The organism is Variovorax sp. 01N425 (assembly GCF_056399465.1).
The window spans coordinates 153,890-172,999 of record NZ_JBFTRJ010000007.1; the positions used below are offsets into that span (position 1 = coordinate 153,890).

Below are 19,110 nucleotides of genomic sequence, written 5' to 3' on the forward strand. Positions count from 1 at the left end.
GTACCTACAATAAAGTGAGGTACTTACCAAAACGTATGTAATGAAGCCAGAGAAGGATCGGCGAGTGAAAGCAAAAAAGCCCTACTCCTGCGGCATCGGCCCCGCGTTCGAAGTCATTGGCGGCAAATGGAAGGCGGTGATCCTGTGGGAGCTGCATGTGCAGGCCCGCCGCTTCGGCGAGCTGCGGCGGCTCTTGCCCGACATCAGCGAGAAGATGCTGATCCAGCAATTGCGCGAGCTGGAGGCGGACGGCCTCGTGCACCGCGAGGTGTTCCACGAAGTGCCGCCGCGGGTGGAATATTCCGAGACGAAACTCGGCGCGTCGCTCAATGCGGCGCTGGGGCCGCTGGCCGATTGGGGCGACCGCTATGCGAAGCGCGCGAAGGCCGCGCGCTGAATGAGAGGCCTCTTCAGGCCCAGCCGGTCTCGATCTCGGTCTTCACCTCGGTCATGAGCCGGTGCACCGGGCACTTGCCGGCCACGCGCAGCAGTTCGTCCCGCTGCGCCGCGGTCAGCTCGCCGGTCACGCGCAGGCTCGACTTGAGCCGGTAGACGCCCTTGCGCTCCTCGCTGTCGTCGCGGTCGATGATCACTTCGATGTCTTCCACCGGCATGCCCTTGCGGCGCGCGTAGATCAGCACGGTGAGCGCCTTGCAGGCGGCCAGCGATGCGTCGTACAGGTCGTGCGGCTGCGGCCCCGCATCGCTGCCGCCGCCGGCCGGCGAGGCATCGATGGGAATCTCGTGGTTGCGGATCTTGAGGATGTGACGCGTACCCGTGATGCCGTCGCGCCGGACCGTGATGCTCATGCCGATGTCCTTGTGGGGTGTGGATGCCGGGCGCGATGGTAGCCCGCCACCCGCTTCAGCGGTCGACCGCGAGCATCAGCGTTTCCTTGATCTCCTCCATCACCACGTAGCTGTGCGACTCGGCCGCCACGGGCAGCTTCTTGAGGATGTCGCCCAGCAGGTGCCGGTATTCGCTCATGCCGCTCAGGCGCGCCTTCACCAGATAGTCGAAGCTGCCCGAGACCAGGTGGCACTCGAGCACCTCGGGCATGTGCAGCAGCTCCTTGCGCACCTTGTCGAACACCTCGCCCGACTTGGCCGAGAGCTTGATTTCCACGAACACCAGCAGCGTCTTGCCCAGCGCCTCGGGCGACACATGCGCGTGGTAGCCGCTGATGACGCCCTCGCGTTCCATGCGCTTCACGCGCTCGGCGCAGGGCGATGCCGACAGGCCGATGCGCTCGGCGAGTTCGGTCATGGAAATGCGGCCCTGGCGCTGCAGCAGGTCGAGGATCTTGCGGTCGATACGGTCGAGTTCGGGCATTTCACTCCGGGGCTGGCAATTGGCTCGCTATCTGCAGCGAATTCCACTGTGAATCTTAGAAAAACAATGAAATCCACTGGATTGTGCGCTTTAGATTCCATGCATTCACCTTCATTCGCGTAAATACCCATGAAAGTCATCGTTCTCGGCGGCGGCGTGATCGGCACCACCACGGCCTACTACCTGGCGCGCTCCGGCGCCGACGTGACACTGCTCGACCGGCAGGCCGGCCCCGCGGAGGAAACCAGCTTCGGCAACGCCGGGCAGGTGTCGCCGGGCTACTCGACGCCATGGGCCGCGCCCGGCATTCCGCTGAAGGCGATCAAGTGGATGTTCCAGAAGCACGCGCCGCTGTCGATCCGCCCCGACGGCACGCTGTTCCAGCTGCGCTGGATGGCCGCCATGCTGCGCAACTGCTCGCCCGAACGCTACGCGGTCAACAAGGAACGCATGATGCGCGTGGCCGAATACAGCCGCGGCTGCCTGCAGCAGCTGCGCGCGGAAACCGGCCTCAGCTACGAGCACCGCACCGGCGGCACGCTGCAGCTGTTCCGCACGCAGGCGCAGCTCGATGCGGTGCAGCGCGACATCGCGGTGCTCGAGGAATGCGGCGTGCCCTACGAACTGCTCGACCGCGATGCGCTCGCACGCGTGGAACCCGCACTGGCCGGTGCGCGCGACCGGCTCGCGGGCGGCCTGCGCCTGCCGAACGACGAGACCGGCGACTGCCACCTGTTCACGCGCGGGCTGGCCGACATCGCACGCAGCCTGGGCGTGGACTTTCGCTTCGGCCAGTCGGTCGAAGGCCTGGAGATGGCGGGCGACCGCATCACGGGCGTGCGCACCGGCGCCGGCAAGATCCTCACGGCCGACCGCTACGTGATGGCCTTCGGCAGCTATTCGCGCGCCGCCATCGCATCGCTGGGGCTGGACATTCCGGTGTACCCCGTCAAGGGCTACTCGCTCACGGTGCCGCTGGTCGATGAATCGCTGGCACCGCAATCGACCGTGCTCGACGAGACCTACAAGGTGGCCGTGACGCGCTTCGACAACCGCATCCGCGTGGGCGGCATGGCCGAGCTCGGGGGCTTCGACCTGCGCCTGAACCCGCACCGCCGCGCCACGCTTGAGAAGGTGGTGAGCGACCTGTTCCCCGGCGGCGACCTGCCGCGCGCCACCTTCTGGACCGGCCTGCGCCCGATGACACCCGACAGCACGCCCATCGTCGGCGCCACGCGCTACGCGAACCTGTTCCTCAACACCGGCCACGGCACGCTCGGCTGGACCATGGCCTGCGGCTCGGGCAAGCTCATCTCCGACCTCGTGACGGGCCAGCGTCCGGAGATCCGCACCGATGGCCTGGCGATGGACCGCTATGCGCAAGGTGCGCCGCGCACTGGGCGTTCGAATCCCACGACTGCGCCGGCCTGACGCCTACGTTTCGGGGGGTCTATTCGGGGCGCGTGCACAGGCCACCGGGTACTCCCCTCCGCGAATGTCCCCCGGCTTCGCCTCCTCCTTTATTTCGCTGCGGGGAGCACCCGATGCCCTGTGCACCTGGGCACGCTCGTGGTGTACCGCTGATCAACCAGTGCTCTGATCACGCTCCCGCCGATGGGGTGCCTTGCGCAGCGAAATTAAGGAGGAGGGCGAAGCCCGGGGGACATTCGCGGAGCAAGGTTCCCCGTCGACGGGAGCGCGCCCTGAACGACAACAACAAAAACCCCGCTCAGGCAGCCTTGGCAATCGGAATCGTCCCGCTGCTCATCCCGCGGTAGACCTCCGCCTCGCCATGCTTCGCAAGCAACTGCATCAGGTGCTTGCGAATCAGCATCCCCGGCCGATCGGACTCCATCGAATATTCGACGCCGCGCCGCCGCGTGTCGACCAGCGCATCAGGGTCGGTCGATTCGAGGATGTCCTTGTCCTCGCGCGTGACCGCCTCGTCGAAGTCGATCAGCATCTGTGCCGTGCAGTCGGCCTCGGTGTCGTTGCGGAACAGCCATTGGCACAGCTGCATGCGGCCGTCGTCGATGGGCGTGAAGCAGTTGATGATGATGTGGCGCACGCCGCTCGGGTATTCGATGTCGAGCCGGCGCGAGAACGGCAGGAAGTAGGCGTTGCGCATGTGGCGCGTGGTGATCGCATCGGTCACGCCGCTGATCGCGTGGAACTTCACCGGGTTGGCCGCTTCGATGATGGTCTCCGCGTAGAAGCCGTTGTCGTTCTCCACCAGTTCGTACTTGCTCGGCTTCGGGCTCGCGGCCACGCCGAAGGTGGCGCGGTGCACGAAGCTGAAGTGCGAGTTGTCGAACGAGTTCTCGAGCGCGCGCATCGGGCTGGTCTGCCACTCTTCGTAGAACTGGAAGATCGTGCGGTAGCCCGGGTCGTCGAATTCCGGAATCGCGGGAATGTCGGCGATGGGTTCTTCCAGCGCCACCCAGGCGTAGCCGTAGCGCGCGGCGCAGCGGTAGGCAGTGGTGCGGTACTCCGGCGAGATCTTGCGCTCGGCCTCGTACTGCGGAATGCGGATCACCTGGCCGCTGCGGTCGTAGGTCCAGCCGTGGTAGCCGCACTGGATGGCGCCCTGCCCGCAGGCCCGGCCTTCGGCATCGACGCACCAGCCTTTCGACAGCTTCGCGGTGCGATGGCAGCAGCGGTCGCGCAGCGCGGCGGGCTGGCCGTCCGCATCGATGAAAAGAACAATGTCTTCGCCAAGCAGCCTGAAGGGCTTCGGGCCGTTGGCCAGTTCGGTGAGCGGCATGACGGCATGCCAGAACTTGCGGAAGACGGGTTGTTGGGTGACGAGCATGCGTGGACTCCTTCTGTTGTTGCGCGTGGGTACGAACGAACCTGAAAGAGCAATTTCCTGCCGCAAGGGCTGAACGCTTCTACTCTGCGCCACCTGCCATGCAAATTGCGCGCCTGCATTGTGGCTTGGGTCCGCCACGCATTCAAGCCCTGGCATGGCTCGTGCATCGACTCCCGCAAGAGTAGAAGCGTTCAGCAGCGCACGCACCACCCTTGTGCGCCCGCCCGGAAATTGCTCTTGAAGTGCCTTCCGCCCTGCGCGGAGGGATTCAAGACCCGAGGATTCCGAGGCCCACCATGCAACGTCGTCGATTCTTTTTTCTTGCGGCCAGTGCCGCCGCCAGCACCCTTGCCGCTCCCGCCGTCTTCGCCCAGGGCGGCGGCAAGCCGACCCCGCTCAAGTTCACGCTCGACTTCCGCATCAACGGCCAGACCGCGCCCTTCTTCCTCGCACACAGCAAGGGCTACTACCGGGACGAAGGCCTGGACGTGGCCATCGACACCGGCGCCGGCTCGGTCGCGTCGATCACGCGCATCGCGAGCGGCGTCTACCAGATGGGGCTGGGCGACATCAGCTCGCTGGTCGAGTTCAATGCGCAGAACCCCGGCACCCCGATGGTGCAGGCGGTGTACCAGTACTACAACCGCGCACCCTTCGTGATCATCGGCCGCAAGGACCGCGGCGTCACGGCCGACTTCAAAAGCCTCGCGGGCAAGAAGGTGGCCGCGGCGGCCGTCGAATCGACCCGCCGCGCATGGCCGATGGTGGCGCGCAAGCAGGGCATGCGCAGCGACGCCTTCCAGTGGCAGACCACCGACTTCAGCGCGCGCGACAACGTGATGGTGCGCGGCGACGTCGATGCCGCGACCTACTTTCACGACTCTGCCATTTCGCTCTTCGCGCGCATGAAGGCGGAGGAACTGTCGGTGCTCAAATATGCGGACGCGGGGGTCAACCTGTACGGCAACGCCATCCTCGCGAGCAGCAACCTGATCGCGCAGAACCCCAGGGTGGTTGCGGCCTTCCTGCGCGCCACCAACCGCGCCATCGTCGAGACCTTTGCCAATCCGGCGCCCAGCATTGCGGCCATGCGCCAGCGCGAACCGATCCTCGATGAGAAAATGGAGCTTGAACGCTGGGGTGTCACGGCGCAATATGTAGGTGCCGCCGACACGCGCGGCCACGGCCTGGGCGACATCCGCAAGCTCACGCTCGAGCAGCAGGTCGACGAGGTCGCCGACGTATTCGGCCTCAAGGTCAAGCCCTCGTCCGACGCCATCTTCAACACGTCGATGCTGCCATCGCGCAACGAACGCATGATTCCCACCAAGGCATGAACTTCAGCAACAGCAATCTCCATTCCATCCTCCCCGAAGAAGCCACGCTCGACGAACGAGACGGACGCTACCTGCGCAAGGCCATCGTCTGGTCGCATGCGGCGCGCCGCCGCGGCAACCGGCCCTTCGGATCGGTCATCGTCTCGGCGGCCGGCGAAGTGCTGGCCGAAGCGGCCAACAGCAACACCGAGACCGGCGACTGCACGGCCCATGCGGAGATGAACGCGCTGCGTGCGCTCGCGGGGCGCGGCCTCACGCGCGAGGAACTTGCCGGCGCCACCATCTATGCATCGGGCGAGCCCTGCGTGATGTGCGCGGGCGCGATCTTCTGGTCGAACATCGGCCGCGTGGTGTTCGGCATCGATGCCGAGCGGCTGCGCGTGTTCCGCGGCGAGCGGCAGGACCAGCGCGATGCCGAGCTGTCGTGCCGCGACGTGTTCCGCGCCTCGCCGCATCCGATCGAATGCATCGGGCCCGCGCTGCTCGATGAAGCGAGCGCTGCGCACGACGGCGCCTGGGGCAGCTAGCCGCCGCGCGGGCGGTGCCGGGCGAATAGACTCGTTGGATGTCCTGGCAGGCCCATCTTCATCTCGACTACCGACAGGAAGCCGCCCGCAGCGTCGCGCGCTTTCGCCACGACGGGCCGCTGCGCATCCTGCAAAGCCTCTACCCCGAGGGCGATGCGATCTGCCACAACGTGCTGGTGCATCCGCCGGGCGGGCTGGTGGGCGGCGACACGCTGGACATCGACATCGAGGCGGCCGACGCAAGCCATGGCCTGATCACCACGCCGGGCGCGTCGCGCTTCTACCGCTCCGAAGGCGAGCTCGCGCTGCAGCGCACGCGCATCCGGCTTGCCAAGGGCGCGCGGCTCGAGTGGCTGCCGCTGGAGGCCATCTGCTACAGCGGCTGCCGCGCGGAGAACCGGCTCACCATCGAGGCCGAGCCCGGCGCCGAGATGATCGGCTGGGACGTGACGGCCCTCGGCCTGCCGAATGCCAACCAGCCCTTCGAGCGCGGCACCTACCTGCAGCACATCGAAGTGCCGGGCGTGTGGCTGGAGCGCGGGCGCATCGACGCGGCCGACCATCGGCTGCTGCAGAGCCCGCTGGGCTTCGGCGGGCATCGCTGCATCGCGTCGCTGTTCTTCGTGTCGGGCACGCCGGCCGCGCGGGCACGGCGCGAGACGCTGCTTGCGCTCGCACGCACCGCCATCGATGCGCACGGCCTGCAGGAAAGCGCCGGCGCGACCAGCCCGCATGCGGAGATCGTCGTACTGCGCGTGCTGGCGCCGGTGGTCGAGCCCGCGATGCAGCTGCTGCGGCAGGTGTGGCAGGCGTGGCGCGCCGAGCTGTGGCAGTTGCCGGCGAGTTCGCCGCGCATCTGGGCGACCTAGCGTTTCAAGCCGGCATGTCGGTGCGCGGCAGCCGCAGGTGCTTCTTCAAGGTCTCGAACACCTGCCGCGTGACCGGATTCACCACGTGGCTGCGCACGTACAGGTAGTACGCCAGGTCGGGCAGGCGCGGCATGCCGTCGCCGGCGCCCAGCACGCGCAGGCCGGCGTCGAGCTGCTCCACGCCGCGCGCCGTGACGCCGAGGCCCGCGCGCAAGGCGGCCTTGATGCCGATCAGGCTCGACGAGGTGTAGCGCGGCGTCCAGGCCACGCCTGCGGCGTCGAGCGCCTCGTGGCCGATGCGGCGGAAGATGCTGGGGCCGTCGGCCATGATCAGCGGCACCGGCTTGGATGGGTCGTGCACGTAGCTGGCGGCGCAGAGCCACACGGTCGGCGAATTGCGCAGCACCACGCCGTCGAACTGCGGGTCGGCGCGGTTCGAGATGATCATGTCGACCTCGCCACTCTTGAGCGAGGTCATGAGATAGGGGCTGCGGCCGATGTGGATGTCCAGTTGCAGCAGCGGCGAGGTGCGCGCCACCTCGGTGAGCAGCAGCGGCAGCATGGTCTCGGCCACGTCGTGCGGCGCACCGATGCGCAGGTTGCCTTCGAGCTCGCCCTGGCGCAGGCTGCGCAGCGCCTCGTCGTTGAGCGCGAGCAGGTGGTGCGCGTAGGTCAGGAGCCGCTCGCCATGTTCGGTGAGGCGCTTCTGCCGGCCCTGCTTGGCGAACAGCGCGTGGCCCACCTGCTCTTCGAGCCGCTGCATCTGCTGCGTGATGGCCGACTGCGTGCGACCCAGGTGCACGGCCGCCGCCGCAAAGCTGTGGTGGCTGACGACGGCCGCGAAGGAGCGCAGCAATTCAAGATCGAGCGTGGACATACATTAATTTTATTGATGTATTACTTGCGCCGGCTGGATTGTCGGGTCACGCTCCGGTCACTACAGTGAATGCACACCAAGACACGCATCCCCACTGGAGAACCCTGCATGAGCACCCTGTCCGACCCACGCCGCGAGGCGGTCGCCGCGTCCATCGACCGGATGAAGAAAGCCATTGGCGGCGCTGAACCAACCCGCGAAAAGCTCGATGCGGTGCTCGACGCGCTGCAAGGGCTGGCCGCGCGCACCGACTACTGGGGCCCCGCCGACTTTCCGGCGCCCGAGGCCGGCGAGCACCAAGCCCGCTACCTGATTGCCGAGGACCCGGACCAGAGCTATGCGCTTTATCTCAACGTGATGCGCCCGGGCAAGAAGATCGTGCCGCACAACCACACCACCTGGGCCTGCATTGCCGCGGTGGAAGGCACCGAGCACAACCGCGTGTACGAGCGGCGCGACGACGGCTCGGCGCCGGGCGTCGGCAAGCTCGAGCAAACCGCGCTGGTGGTGGTCGCGCCCGGCAAGGGCATTGCGCTGATGCCCGAGGACATCCACTCGGTCGAGATCCAGGGCGACCAGGTCATTCGGCACCTGCACATGTATGGCCGCGCGCTCGAGACGCTGAACCAGCGCACCGCGTACGACCTGGAAGCCGGCACCTGCCAGACGATGGGCATCGGCGTGCAGACGCGCCGCTAGCCCCCTCTTCTTTCAACCTCGTTTCTTTCATGCGGGCCGCGCCGGGCGCGGCCTCGCAGGACCGCGTTCGTTCCAACGGCTTGCTTTCCATGACCTCTTTCATCGATCCGAAGACCCTCAAATCCTGGCTGCACGACGACGGCGAGATCGCGCTGCTCGACGTGCGCGAGCACGGCCAGTACGGCGAGGCGCACCTCTTCTACGGCATTCCGCTGCCCTTCAGCCGGCTCGAACTCGATGCGCCGCGCCTCATGCCGCGCCGCAGCGTGCGCGTGGTCGCGTATGACGGTGGCGATTCCGACGTGGCCGAGCGCGCCGCCCGCCGCCTCGCCGCGCTGGACTACACCGACGTGCACGTTCTGCAGGGCGGCACCCGCGCCTGGAAGGCCGCAGGCCATGCGCTCTTCGCGGGCGTCAACCTGCCGTCGAAGACCTTCGGCGAACTGGCCGAAGAGGCCTATCACACGCCGCGCGTGAGCGCCGACCAATTGGCCGAGATGCTGGCGCGCAAGGACAAGGTGGTGGTGCTCGACGGCCGGCCGGTGAGCGAGTTCCACAAGATGAACATCCCCACGGCCACCTGCTGCCCCAATGGCGAACTCGCGTATCGCGTGCGCCGGCTGGTGCCCGACACCACCACGCCCATCGTCATCAATTGCGCGGGCCGCACGCGCAGCATCATCGGCGCGCAGACGCTCATCAACCTGGGCCTGCCCAACCCGGTCTATGCGCTGGAGAACGGCACGCAGGGCTGGTACCTGAACGACCACGCGCTGGAGCACGGCGGCACGCGGCGCTATGCGCCGGACAGCGGCAACACCGACCTGCGGCCGGCCGCCAAGGCACTGGCCGAGCGCTTCGGCGTGCCCACGGTCACGGCGCAAACGGTGCAGCAATGGGCCGGCGATGCCAACCGCAGCCTGTTTCTCTGCGACGTGCGCACGCCCGAGGAATTCGCGACCCGCACGCTGCCCGGCGCGCAGCACACGCCCGGCGGGCAGTTGATGCAGGCCGGCGACCAGTACGTCGGCGTGCGCGGCGCACGGCTCGTGCTGTTCGACGACGACGGCGTGCGCGCGCCCACCATCGCGCACTGGCTGCGGCAGATGGGCCACGAGGCGAGCGTGCTCGAAGGCGGACTCGCGAGCGGGCTGTCGCTCGCGCCCGCCGCAGCGCCCGCTGCACCCGCGCTGGCGACGATCGATGCAGAGGCGCTGTCCGCCCGCCTTGCGCAGGGCGAGGTGGCGCTGGTCGACCTGCGCCCGAGCATGCAGTTCCGCGCCGGCCACATCCCGCAGGCGCGCTGGTCGATACGCCCGCGCCTCGCCCAGGACGTGAAGAGCGAAACGCGCCAGCTCGTGCTGGCGGCCGACGACGCTGCGCTCGCGGCATGGGCCGCGGCGTCCGAGCTGGCCGGCCTCTCGCCCGCGCCGCTGCTGCTCGAAGGCGGCATGGCCGCATGGCGCGATGCCGGCCTGCCGGTGCAGGCCACGCCCGCCCTGCCCGCGGACGCGGACTGCATCGACTACCTGTTCTTCGTGCACGACCGCCACGACGGCAACAAGGAAGCGGCGCGCCGCTACCTCGCCTGGGAGACCGGCCTGGTCGCGCAGCTCGATGCGCAGGAGCGCTCGGCCTTCAGGCTGCCCACCGCTTCCGCCGCGCGGCACGCCTAGCTCACCCGGTTTCGCTTTCTCCGTTCGCCGTTGTCAGTTCCTATTCCAGGAGTTTCGTCATGTCGTCTGCCTTTCGCATTCCGAGCCTTGCCCGTCTTTCAATCGCTGCCGCATGGCTCGCGGCCATGGCGCTGCAGCCGGCCTCGGCCCAGCCGCTGCCGGCGCGCAACGGCTTTCCGTCGCAGCCGGTGAAGTTCGTCTCGCCCTTTCCCCCGGGCGGCGGCAACGACGCCACGGCGCGGCTGGTCACCACGCGGCTGCCGGAGATCATGGGACAGGCCGCGGTGGTGGACAACCGCGGCGGCGCGGGCGGCAACATCGGCGCCAAGTCGGTGGCCGAGGCCAAGCCCGACGGCTACACGGTGCTGACCTCGCAGGTGTCGATCATGGCGGTGAACCCATCGCTCTACGCCGCGCCCGGCTTCGATCCGATCAAGAACTTCGTGCCGATCACGCAGATCAACGCGGCGCCGCTCGCGCTGGTGGTGGAAGCCAATTCGCCCTACAAGACCTTCGCCGACCTGGCCGCGCGCGCCAAGGCCAGCCCCGGCAAGGTCACCTATGCCACGCCGGGCAACGGCACGCTCTCGCACCTGGTCGGCGTGGTGCTGCAGAAGGACAGCGGCGTGGACATGACGCATGTGCCCTACAAGGGCGCCGGCCCTGCGCTCACCGACCTGCTTGGCGGACAGGTCGACGTGCTCGTGACCTCGACCTCCTCGGTCGCGGGCATGGTGCAGAACGGCAAGCTGCGCGTGCTGGCCGTCACGAGCCCGCGCCGCATCGGCGTGTTCGCCAAGGCACCGACGCTCGAGGAGCTGGGCTATGCCAATGCCCGCTTCGAGGACTGGTACGGCTTCTTTGCGCCGGCCGGCACGCCACCCGAACGCGTGGCCTACCTGAACGAAGCCATCGTGCGCACGCTGCGCCTGCCCGAAGTGACCAAGCTCGTGACCGACGGCGGCAGCGAGGTGGTGGCCAACACGCCCGAAGCCTTTGCCGGGCAGCTGCGCCAGGACATCGACCGCTGGTCGCGCATCGTCAAGCTTTCCGGCGCCAAGGCGGATTGACGCACCATAGAGGCCCGCGCTCGCTGGAACACACCATGTCCGATTCGCCCCAAGACACCGCTGGCCACTCCCTCGACACCCGGCTCGCCCATGCCGGCAAGGCCCCGGCCTACTTCGGCGGCTCGCCGGTCAACACGCCGCTGGTGCGCGCGAGCACCGTGCTGTTCGACAGCGTGGCCGCCATGCGCGAGACGCGCGCGCGGCGCGGCGAAGAGCGCGCCTTCAGCTACGGCGCACGCGGCACGCCCACCACCTTCGCGCTCGAGGACGCGGTGAGCGAACTCGAAGGCGCCCACCGCACGCGCCTCTTTCCCACCGGCCTGGCCGCCATCGGCATGGTGCTGCTGTCGTACCTGAAGCCCGGCGACCATGTGCTGATGTCGGACAGCGTGTACGAGCCGGCGCGCAAGCTCGTGCATTCCTTCCTCGATCCCTACGGCATCCGCTGCAGCTTCTTTGCCGCGGACGGCAGCGGCATCGAGGAACTGTTCGAGCCCAACACGAAGCTCGTGTATGCCGAATGCCCCGGTTCGCTGGTCTACGAGATGTGCGACCTGCCGAAGCTGGCCGAGCTGGCCCATGCGCGCGGCGCGCTCGTTGCCGCGGACAACACCTGGGGCTCGGGCGTTCAATACCGGCCGCTTGCACTGGGCGCCGACATCTCGCTGATGGCCGCCACCAAGTACCTCTCGGGCCACTCCGACGTGATGATGGGCACCGTGGCCACCACGCGCGAAGCCTGGCAGCCGCTCAACGAGCGCTGCGACGCCTTCGGCATGACGGTGAGCCCGGACGATGCCTGGCTGGTGCTGCGCGGCATGCGCACGCTGTCCGCGCGGCTGCAGATGCACGAGCGGCATGCGATGGAGGTGGCGCACTGGCTGCAGGCGCGGCCCGAAGTGGCGGCGGTGTTCTGCCCCGCGCTGCCGCAGCACGCGGGCCACGCGCTCTGGAAGCGCGACTGCCGCGGCACCAACGGGCTGGTCTCGTTCGAGCTGCAGCCGGGTATCGGCAACGCCTCGGTCGAGCGCTTCGTCGATGCGCTGTCGCTGTTCGGCCGGGGCTCGTCCTGGGGCGGCTATGAAAGCTTGGTGGCTTGGGCCGACATGCGCGCGGCGCGCAGCGTGACCGACTGGAGCACGCGCGGCGCTGTCGTGCGGCTGCACGTGGGGCTGGAGGCGCCCTCGGACCTGCTGCGCGATCTTGAATGCGGCTTCGCGGCGCTCGGTGCCGTCTGAAGGCGCCTGCGCAGCAGCTCAGGCCGCGATCGGCTCGGGAAGGATGGCCGTCAACGCAAAGTCGACCAGATGGAGCCAGGTCGCCTCGAGCCCCATGATGCTGTGGTGGTCCGAGGCAGGCACGGTCTGCACGCTGATGGGCGTGGGCCAGGCCGCGATCAGCTTCTGCGAGCGCTCGGGCAGCACCACGTCGTCGCGCTCGGCCAGCAGCACCTGGGTCTTGGCGGCCACTTCCTTGCAGTGCGTGAGCGAGTCGAAGCGGTGCCGCAGCAAGAGCGCGAGCGGAACCAGCGGAAAGCGCTTCTTCGCCACTTCGAGCATCGAGTCGTAGGGCGTGACCAGTTGCAGGCTCGAGAAGTCCTGCTGCGCCACCAGCTGGATGGCCACGCCTGTGCCCAGGCTGCGGCCGACCACGTGCAGGCGCGCCTGCGGAAAGGCCTTGCGCAGGTGGTTGGCAAACTGGATCGCATCGGCCACCGAGGCAATCTCGGAGGGATGCCCTTCGGAGTCGGCCACGCCGCGGTAGTTGACCGCCGCAAATCCGAAGCCCTCCGGCAGCCAGTGCAGCGCCTGCGCGGTGGCGCGGACGTCCTCGCCCCGGCCGGCAAAATAGATGAACAGGTCCTGCAGCGCTTCTTCGCCCTGCGGGTGGTAGACGTAGCCGCGCACCATGCCGCCCGGCACGGTGTGGGAGTAGGTGGAAAAGTCGTCGGACAGGTGGACGACCGGAAGCTTCCTGGCGTTGAAGAGGATGTGCCCCTGCCGCGTGGCAAGAAGGGTCCAGTACGCCGCCATGCCGCCAATGGCGGCGGCCGAGGCCGAGAGTGCAATGCGAAAGGCTTTGGAAGATGACAAGGCTTGGCTCCTGCTTACTTCTTGCAGTCGCCGCCGACGGACACCGTGCCGTCCTTGCACTCCGTCAATATCTCTTCGCCGGCCGGGCCTGCGCTCGGACGCGCCGGGGCCGCGCCTGCGGCGGGAGCGTCTTCGCGCTGGTAGACGATCTTCTTGCTGCCGAGATCGCAGCTGCCCACCACCTGCCCGGGCGCCTCTGCGTTGGCATCGACGGTGATGACGGCGAAGCGCGTCACGCCGGCCGCGGCAATCTTCGCTTCGATCTGGGTGCGCAGGGCTTCGCAGTTTTCGGCGCCGTGGGCGGTGCCCGCCAGGGCAAGCGCCATGGGAATCAACCAGGGTTTCATGATGAGTCGGCCTCGCAGCGGAGGGTTTGGCAAACAAAGAGTCTAGCCCTTCATTTTCCGGCGACGCATCCTCGCGCACGATGCGGTAACCAGGCGTCACTGCCCGTACCGCGCACTCGCAGGCTCAGCCGCAGGCGTTCCTGCCGGCCGGAGACTGGCGCAGCCTGTTGAGGAAGGCAAGCTGCACCCTGGCCGTCTCGCTGCCCTGCGAGGCGGCGCGCAGCATCCACTCGCGGGCCTCGCAGCGGTCGGCCCTGATGGCGGCGCCGTACAGCGTCGGCCCCGCCAGCAGCACCATGCCCAGCATCTCCTGCGCCTCGGCGTGGTCCTCGGCCGCCGCTTGCCGAAGCTGTTCGAGCATCGCGCGGTAGTCGCGGGCGGCCTGCGCTTCCAGTGCCAGCTGGAAACGCTGCTCGGCGTGCAGCACGACGCCCGCATCGGGCGGCTGCGCCGCAGAGAGCGCCGCCGCAAGGCACAGGGCGCCCGAAAGGCCGATGCGCCAGCGCAGCGACCAGCTTGCGATTTGATTCAATTCGGAGGCCATCGATGTTCTCCACCACTCGTTTGCGTGGAGGCCATCGTGGCAGCAGGCGGCGGCCGCGAGAAACTGGATTTCGCGCAGCCAGGCTCAGCCGGCGCCTGAGCCCTTGCGCGTCGTCATGCGCTTCAGAACTTTGCGGTCAGTGCCACCTGCAGCTCGCGCCCCGGTCCCGGCATGATCAGGTTGTCGACGCTGCCGTGCGCGGACACGTAGTACTTCCTGCCCGTGATGTTCTTCAGGTTGACCGAGAGCTCGTAGCGCTCGGTCCTGTAGCTTGCGGCCAGGTCGGCCGTGACATACGAAGGCAGCGTCACCAGGTTGCTGAGCGAGGCATAGCGCGCGGCCACGTAGTTCACGCCGCCGCCCGCGCTCAGGCCATGGCCCAGGTCCTTCATGAGCCACACGAAGGCCGAGTGCCGCGGCGTGAGCGGCGCCACCTTGCCCTGCACCGGCATCGCGGCGCCGATGGGCAGCTGCAGCGAACTCACGGTGGCCAGCGACTTGACCATGCGGCCGTCCAGGTAGGCGTAGCCCGCGCTGACGTCCCAGCGCCCCGGCAGCTTGCCGGCCAGCGCCAGTTCCATGCCGTTGGTGCGCTGCGTGCCCACGTTGATCTGCCGCGCCGGGTTGGACGGGTCGGTGTTCTTGATGCCCGAGCGCTCCAGGTTGAAGAGCGCGGCCGTGAGGTTGAGCGCGCCGTCCAGGAAGTCGAGCTTGGCGCCGATCTCCTTGTTGACGGTGATCTCGGGATCGTTGGCGGCGTTGTTGGCCGACAGCGCGAAGGTCTCGGCCGAAGGCTGGAACGAGCGGCTGTACGAGACGTAGTAGGACTGCGAGTCGCTCGGCTGCCAGACCAGGCCCGCGCGCGGGCTGAACTTGCGGTCGGTGCGCGAGAAGGGAGCCAGCGTGCGCTCGAAGGAAGTCTCCTGGCGGAAGTCGTCGTAGCGTCCGCCGACGAGCGCCTTCCACTGGGGCGCCAGCGTGATCTGGTCCTGCGCATAGAGCGCGGCCGTCTTGAAGGTGGAGTTGCTCGGAATCGCGCTGTTGGCCAGGTAGCTGGCGAGCGGGATGGGCGGCGGCGCGGAGACCGGGTTCAGGATGCTCACGCGCTCGAAGCCGGTGGCCGAGGACACCGTGTACGCACGCTTGTCCTGCTTGCCGAGTTCGGCGCCGATCAGCCACTCCTGCTTGAAGCCGCCAAGCTCGTTGCGCCATGTCAGGTCGGTCTGGTTGAACCAGCCGCTCTCGTCGCGGTCGACGAAGCCGCGGGTGCGGCCGACGGTCATGCGCACCGGGTCGGTGGTGCCGCTGGGCAGCGTGTTGAAGCGGTCGAGCTTGTAGCTGTAGTAGCGCGTGGTGTTGCGCAGGCTCAGCGTGTCGCTGAAGCGGTGGATGAGCGTGGCGGTGAAGGACTGCACGCGGGTGGTGGTGGTGTCGTCGCGCTTCGCGAAGGCCGAGCCGTAGTAGGTGCCGATCGGCACGTTCACCGGGCGGCCGTTGAGCGCCGGAATGCCGAAGTCGGTCAGCCGCTGGTCGTAGGCGTTGGTGTATTGCAGCAGCAGGTCGGTCTGCGGGCTGAACTTCATGGCCAGCGAGGGCGCGATGCTGTAGCGGTCGATGAACTGCTGGTCGCGCCAGCTGCCCGACTTTTCGCGCGCCACGTTCAGGCGGAAGGCCATGTTCTCGCCGATGGGGCGGTTGAGGTCGGCGGTGAGCCGCTTGAAGTCATGGGTGCCCAGGCCGAGCGACACCTCGCCGAAGGGGCGCTCGAAGATCGGCTTCTTCATCACGCGGTTGATCAGCCCGCCCGACGAGCCGCGGCCGTACAGCACCGCGGCCGGGCCCTTGAGCACCTCGATGCGCTCGGTGTCCGACAGGTCGCGGAAGTACAGCGCGTCGTCGCGCACGCCGTCCACGAACCAGTCGGCAATGGCTGTGAAGCCGCGGATCACCACCTGGTCGCGCTGGCCGTCGCCCGCATTGAAGGAAACGCCGGGCGCATTGCGCAGCGCGTCCTGCATGGAGGTGGCGCCCTGGTCCCGCAGCAGCTGCGCGGGCAGCACGTTGACCGCCTGGGGAATGTCGCGCAGCGGCGCACTGCCTTTCGTGGCCGTACTGCCGACCGAGGGTGCATAGCCGGGCTCCTGCTCGGAGGTGACGGTGATCTCCTGCAACGTGCTGGCCGAGGTCTGGGCCTGGGCCGCGCAATGCAGTGCGGCAAGGGTGGCAAGGAAGAGCGGCGTGCGGCGAAGGCGGCGACGCACGGCAGGCGGGCGAGCGGACATGGAGAATTTCCCTCAGGGCGATTTTTTGGGATCGCGAAGCGCCATGCCGCTTCTTCCATCGACCGATGGAGAAACCGCATGCGCCCTGCCTGGAGAAAAATCTGGGTTGGGTCCTTTGCCCGGTTCGCCCTGGCGCGTGGCCGGGGCTTCCTGCAACAAAAGTTCGCTTCGCGCGAACGGCGGGATTGTAAACACAGCCGCGCGGTTTGCGCGCGGCGCCGCCGCCGCCCCTCTTCAGCAGCAGCGCCCCTTGCCCCCGCCGTAGCGCGCCTCGAGCCGCTCGCGGAAGAAGGCCTCGTAGCTCATCGGCGGCTGCTCGGGGTGCGTGGCCGCCATGTGGGTCAGGTAGGCGTCGTAGTCGGGCAGCCCGACCATGAGCCGCAGCGACTGCTTGAGCGAGCGCGCGAAGTAGCGCCCGGCTTCCGGCAATGCGAGAGCCATGGCACCCTCCCGCTCAGCGCGCCGCCGAGGCGGCGAGCGGTTCGAACGGCGTCTCCTGTGCGGTCGGCCGGTGGGCCGCGCGTGCCGCGAGGCAGGCCTTGATGCTGTAGACCAGCACGCTCAGCACCACGAACATGAAGAGCGCGCACAGCGCCGCGTCGAGCCGGTCGTTGAAGACGATGCGCGACATGGCCTCGGGCGTCTTGGCCGGCGCCACCAGCACGCCGTTGGCCAGGCCCTCGGTGTAGCGGGCCGCGTGCGAGAGGAAGCCGATCTTCGGATCGGGCGAGAAGATCTTCTGCCAGCCGGCCGTGAGCGTGCACGCCAGGAGCCATGCGGCCGGCGCAATCGCCACCCAGGCATAGCGCTCGCGCTTCATGCGGAACAGCACCACCACGCCCAGCAGCAGCGCCACCGCGGCCAGCATCTGGTTGGAGATGCCGAACAGCGGCCACAGCGTGTTGATGCCGCCCAGCGGATCGACCACGCCCCGGTACAGGAAGTAGCCCCAGGCCGCCACGCACAGCGCCGTGGCAAACAGGTTGGCCGCCAGCGAATCGGTGCGCTTGAGCGCGGGCACGAAGCTGCCCAGCAGGTCCTGCAGCATGAAGCGGCCGGCGCGGGTGCCGGCGTCCACGGCCGTGAGGATGAAGAGCGCCTCGAACAAGATCGCGAAGTGATACCAGAAGGCCATCATGGCCTGCCCGCCGATCACCTGGTGGAGGATGTGGGCCATGCCCACGGCCAGCGTGGGCGCACCGCCCGCGCGGCCGAGGACGGTGCTTTCGCCCACGTCCTTGGCGGTCTGCATCAGCATCTCGGGCGTGACCACGAAGCCCCAGCTCGAGATGGTCTGCGCGGCCTGCTGCGCGGTGCTGCCCACCAGCGCGGCCGGGCTGTTCATTGCAAAGTAGATGCCGGGCTCGATGCACGAGGCCGCCACCAGCGCCATCACCGCCACGAAGGATTCGGCCAGCATGCCGCCGTAGCCGATGAAGCGCGCATGGCGCTCGTTGTCGAGCATCTTGGGCGTGGTGCCCGAGGAGATCAGCGCATGGAAGCCCGACACCGCGCCGCAGGCGATGGTGATGAACAGGAACGGGAACATGCTGCCCGACCACACCGGCCCGCCGCCATTCGCAAACTGCGTGAGCGCCGGCATCTGCAGCGTGGGCATGACGAACACGATGCCCAGCGCCAGCGCGATGATGGTGCCGATCTTCAGGAAGGTCGACAGGTAGTCGCGCGGCGCCAGCAGCAGCCACACCGGCAGGCTCGCGGCCACGAAGCCGTAGCCCACGAGCATCCAGGTGAGCGCCTTGCCGTCGAAGGTGAAGAGCGGCGCCCATGCGGGGTCCTGGCTCACGGCCTGGCCGCCGAAGATGGCGAGCATCAGCAGCACGAAGCCGATCAGCGACACCTCGCCGATGCGCCCCGGCCGGATGTAGCGCAGGTACACGCCCATGAAGAGCGCCACCGGAATGGTGGCCGCCACGGTGAAGGTGCCCCACGGCGATTCGGCCAGCGCCTTCACCACGATCAGCGCCAGCACCGCAAGGATGATGATCATGATCATGAAGGTGCCGAACAGCGCGATCATGCCGGGCACCGTGCCCATCTCCTGCTTGACGAGGTCGCCGAGCGAACGGCCGTCGCGCCGCGTGGAGATGAACAGGATGATGAAGTCCTGCACCGCGCCCGCGAACACCACGCCCGCCAGCACCCACAAGAGCCCGGGCAGGTAGCCCATCTGCGCAGCGAGCACCGGGCCCACCAGCGGACCGGCGCCCGCAATGGCCGCGAAGTGGTGGCCGAACAGCACGTTCTTGTCGGTCGGCACGTAGTCCAGCCCGTCGTTGTGCCGGTGCGCCGGCGTCTTGCGGTTGCCGTCCAGTCCCAGCACCTTCTCGGCGATGAACAGGCTGTAGTAGCGGTAGGCGATCAGGTAGGTGCAGACCGCGGCGGTCACCACCCACAGGGCGTTGACGCTTTCACCGCGCGTGAGGGCCACGGTGCCGAGCGCGAATGCGCCGGCCACGGCCACGACGAGCCACACCAGGTGGCGGCGGATGCTGTGCATGGGAATGTCTCCTGGGAATGAACCCGGGAGTTTTGCCGCATGGGCGCGCGGGCGCATCCGTCGGACCGCGCGGCCCGCGTGCGTGGCTTTGCGTAATGGAAAACCCTGAAGGGCCTGTGAACAG

The 19,110-nt window shown here is 68.1% G+C and carries 19 protein-coding genes; 9 read left to right on the forward strand and 10 right to left on the reverse strand.

The features are described 5' to 3' along the window. The first annotated feature begins 64 nt into the window (after nt 1-64). On the forward strand, nt 65-397 hold the full coding sequence (locus AC1DSC_RS14420; RefSeq protein ID WP_369663340.1) for a winged helix-turn-helix transcriptional regulator: 333 nt from the start codon (nt 65-67) through the stop codon (nt 395-397). A 13-nt stretch (nt 398-410) separates the two neighbouring features. Here the strand turns inward: AC1DSC_RS14420 and AC1DSC_RS14425 are convergent, their stop codons facing one another. Together AC1DSC_RS14425 and AC1DSC_RS14430 are read right to left on the reverse strand one after the other, a co-directional pair. Next, on the reverse strand, nt 411-809 hold the full coding sequence (locus AC1DSC_RS14425; RefSeq protein ID WP_369663341.1) for an OsmC family protein: 399 nt from the start codon (nt 807-809) through the stop codon (nt 411-413). Nucleotides 810-864: 55 nt separating this feature from the next. Beyond that, nucleotides 865-1,332 carry a winged helix-turn-helix transcriptional regulator gene (locus AC1DSC_RS14430; protein WP_015866742.1) on the reverse strand — a complete coding sequence of 156 codons (468 nt, stop codon included), beginning with the start codon at nt 1,330-1,332 and terminating at the stop codon, nt 865-867. Nucleotides 1,333-1,461: 129 nt separating this feature from the next. On the opposite strand from AC1DSC_RS14430, the gene AC1DSC_RS14435 reads away from it, so the two are divergent. Then, nucleotides 1,462-2,763: a D-amino acid dehydrogenase gene (locus tag AC1DSC_RS14435; RefSeq protein ID WP_369663342.1), complete on the forward strand. Its 1,302-nt coding sequence runs from the start codon at nt 1,462-1,464 to the stop codon at nt 2,761-2,763. A 298-nt stretch (nt 2,764-3,061) separates the two neighbouring features. On the opposite strand, the gene AC1DSC_RS14440 is transcribed toward AC1DSC_RS14435, so the two are convergent. Beyond that, complete coding sequence (locus AC1DSC_RS14440) at nt 3,062-4,144, reverse strand: aromatic ring-hydroxylating dioxygenase subunit alpha (protein ID WP_369663343.1); 1,083 nt, start codon at nt 4,142-4,144, stop codon at nt 3,062-3,064. Nucleotides 4,145-4,440: 296 nt separating this feature from the next. Here AC1DSC_RS14440 and AC1DSC_RS14445 point away from each other — a divergent pair, with 296 nt between their 5' ends. Genes AC1DSC_RS14445 through AC1DSC_RS14455 form a run of 3 tightly spaced genes read left to right on the forward strand, consistent with a single transcriptional unit; the run spans nt 4,441 to nt 6,877 of the window. Continuing rightward, nucleotides 4,441-5,481, forward strand: a complete 1,041-nt coding sequence (locus AC1DSC_RS14445; protein WP_062365825.1) for an ABC transporter substrate-binding protein — start codon at nt 4,441-4,443, stop codon at nt 5,479-5,481. Then, nucleotides 5,478-6,008 carry a nucleoside deaminase gene (locus AC1DSC_RS14450; RefSeq protein WP_369663344.1) on the forward strand — a complete coding sequence of 177 codons (531 nt, stop codon included), beginning with the start codon at nt 5,478-5,480 and terminating at the stop codon, nt 6,006-6,008. The genes AC1DSC_RS14445 and AC1DSC_RS14450 overlap by 4 nt, the downstream gene beginning before the upstream one ends. A 38-nt stretch (nt 6,009-6,046) precedes the next feature. Next, nucleotides 6,047-6,877 carry an urease accessory protein UreD gene (locus AC1DSC_RS14455; RefSeq protein ID WP_369663345.1) on the forward strand — a complete coding sequence of 277 codons (831 nt, stop codon included), beginning with the start codon at nt 6,047-6,049 and terminating at the stop codon, nt 6,875-6,877. 4 nt (nt 6,878-6,881) lie between these two features. Here the strand turns inward: AC1DSC_RS14455 and AC1DSC_RS14460 are convergent, their stop codons facing one another. Further along, a complete protein-coding gene (locus AC1DSC_RS14460; protein ID WP_369663346.1) occupies nt 6,882-7,754 on the reverse strand; it encodes a LysR substrate-binding domain-containing protein in 873 nt (290 codons plus the stop codon). Between the two features lie 108 nt (nt 7,755-7,862). Between AC1DSC_RS14460 and AC1DSC_RS14465 the strand changes: the two genes are divergently transcribed. The 4 genes from AC1DSC_RS14465 to metC all read left to right on the forward strand — a co-directional run bounded on the left by AC1DSC_RS14465 (nt 7,863) and on the right by metC (nt 12,437). Next, the gene (locus AC1DSC_RS14465; RefSeq protein ID WP_369663347.1) at nt 7,863-8,453 is read left to right on the forward strand and encodes a mercaptosuccinate dioxygenase; all 591 of its coding nucleotides are present in this window, start codon (nt 7,863-7,865) and stop codon (nt 8,451-8,453) included. An 89-nt stretch (nt 8,454-8,542) separates the two neighbouring features. Beyond that, a complete protein-coding gene (locus tag AC1DSC_RS14470) occupies nt 8,543-10,129 on the forward strand; it encodes a rhodanese-like domain-containing protein (protein WP_369663348.1) in 1,587 nt (528 codons plus the stop codon). A 59-nt stretch (nt 10,130-10,188) separates the two neighbouring features. Further along, on the forward strand, nt 10,189-11,199 hold the full coding sequence (locus AC1DSC_RS14475; RefSeq protein WP_369663349.1) for a Bug family tripartite tricarboxylate transporter substrate binding protein: 1,011 nt from the start codon (nt 10,189-10,191) through the stop codon (nt 11,197-11,199). Between the two features lie 35 nt (nt 11,200-11,234). Beyond that, entirely contained in the window at nt 11,235-12,437 is a 1,203-nt protein-coding gene (metC, locus tag AC1DSC_RS14480; RefSeq protein ID WP_369663350.1) for a cystathionine beta-lyase, read from the forward strand. Nucleotides 12,438-12,455: 18 nt separating this feature from the next. Here the strand turns inward: metC and AC1DSC_RS14485 are convergent, their stop codons facing one another. The 6 genes from AC1DSC_RS14485 to AC1DSC_RS14510 form a co-directional block, all read right to left on the reverse strand. Continuing rightward, nucleotides 12,456-13,292, reverse strand: a complete 837-nt coding sequence (locus tag AC1DSC_RS14485) for an alpha/beta hydrolase (protein WP_369663351.1) — start codon at nt 13,290-13,292, stop codon at nt 12,456-12,458. Nucleotides 13,293-13,306: 14 nt separating this feature from the next. Next, nucleotides 13,307-13,639: a DUF1161 domain-containing protein gene (locus AC1DSC_RS14490; protein WP_015866754.1), complete on the reverse strand. Its 333-nt coding sequence runs from the start codon at nt 13,637-13,639 to the stop codon at nt 13,307-13,309. Nucleotides 13,640-13,763: 124 nt separating this feature from the next. Beyond that, nucleotides 13,764-14,183 carry an SEL1-like repeat protein gene (locus tag AC1DSC_RS14495; RefSeq protein ID WP_015866755.1) on the reverse strand — a complete coding sequence of 140 codons (420 nt, stop codon included), beginning with the start codon at nt 14,181-14,183 and terminating at the stop codon, nt 13,764-13,766. A 122-nt stretch (nt 14,184-14,305) separates the two neighbouring features. Next, nucleotides 14,306-16,465, reverse strand: a complete 2,160-nt coding sequence (locus tag AC1DSC_RS14500; protein ID WP_369663352.1) for a TonB-dependent receptor — start codon at nt 16,463-16,465, stop codon at nt 14,306-14,308. 234 nt (nt 16,466-16,699) lie between these two features. Next, nucleotides 16,700-16,906 carry a YbdD/YjiX family protein gene (locus tag AC1DSC_RS14505; RefSeq protein WP_015866757.1) on the reverse strand — a complete coding sequence of 69 codons (207 nt, stop codon included), beginning with the start codon at nt 16,904-16,906 and terminating at the stop codon, nt 16,700-16,702. 13 nt (nt 16,907-16,919) lie between these two features. Then, nucleotides 16,920-18,986 (reverse strand): carbon starvation CstA family protein, encoded by a 2,067-nt coding sequence (locus tag AC1DSC_RS14510; protein ID WP_369663353.1) that lies wholly within the window; start codon nt 18,984-18,986, stop codon nt 16,920-16,922. Between the last annotated feature and the right edge of the window lie 124 nt (nt 18,987-19,110).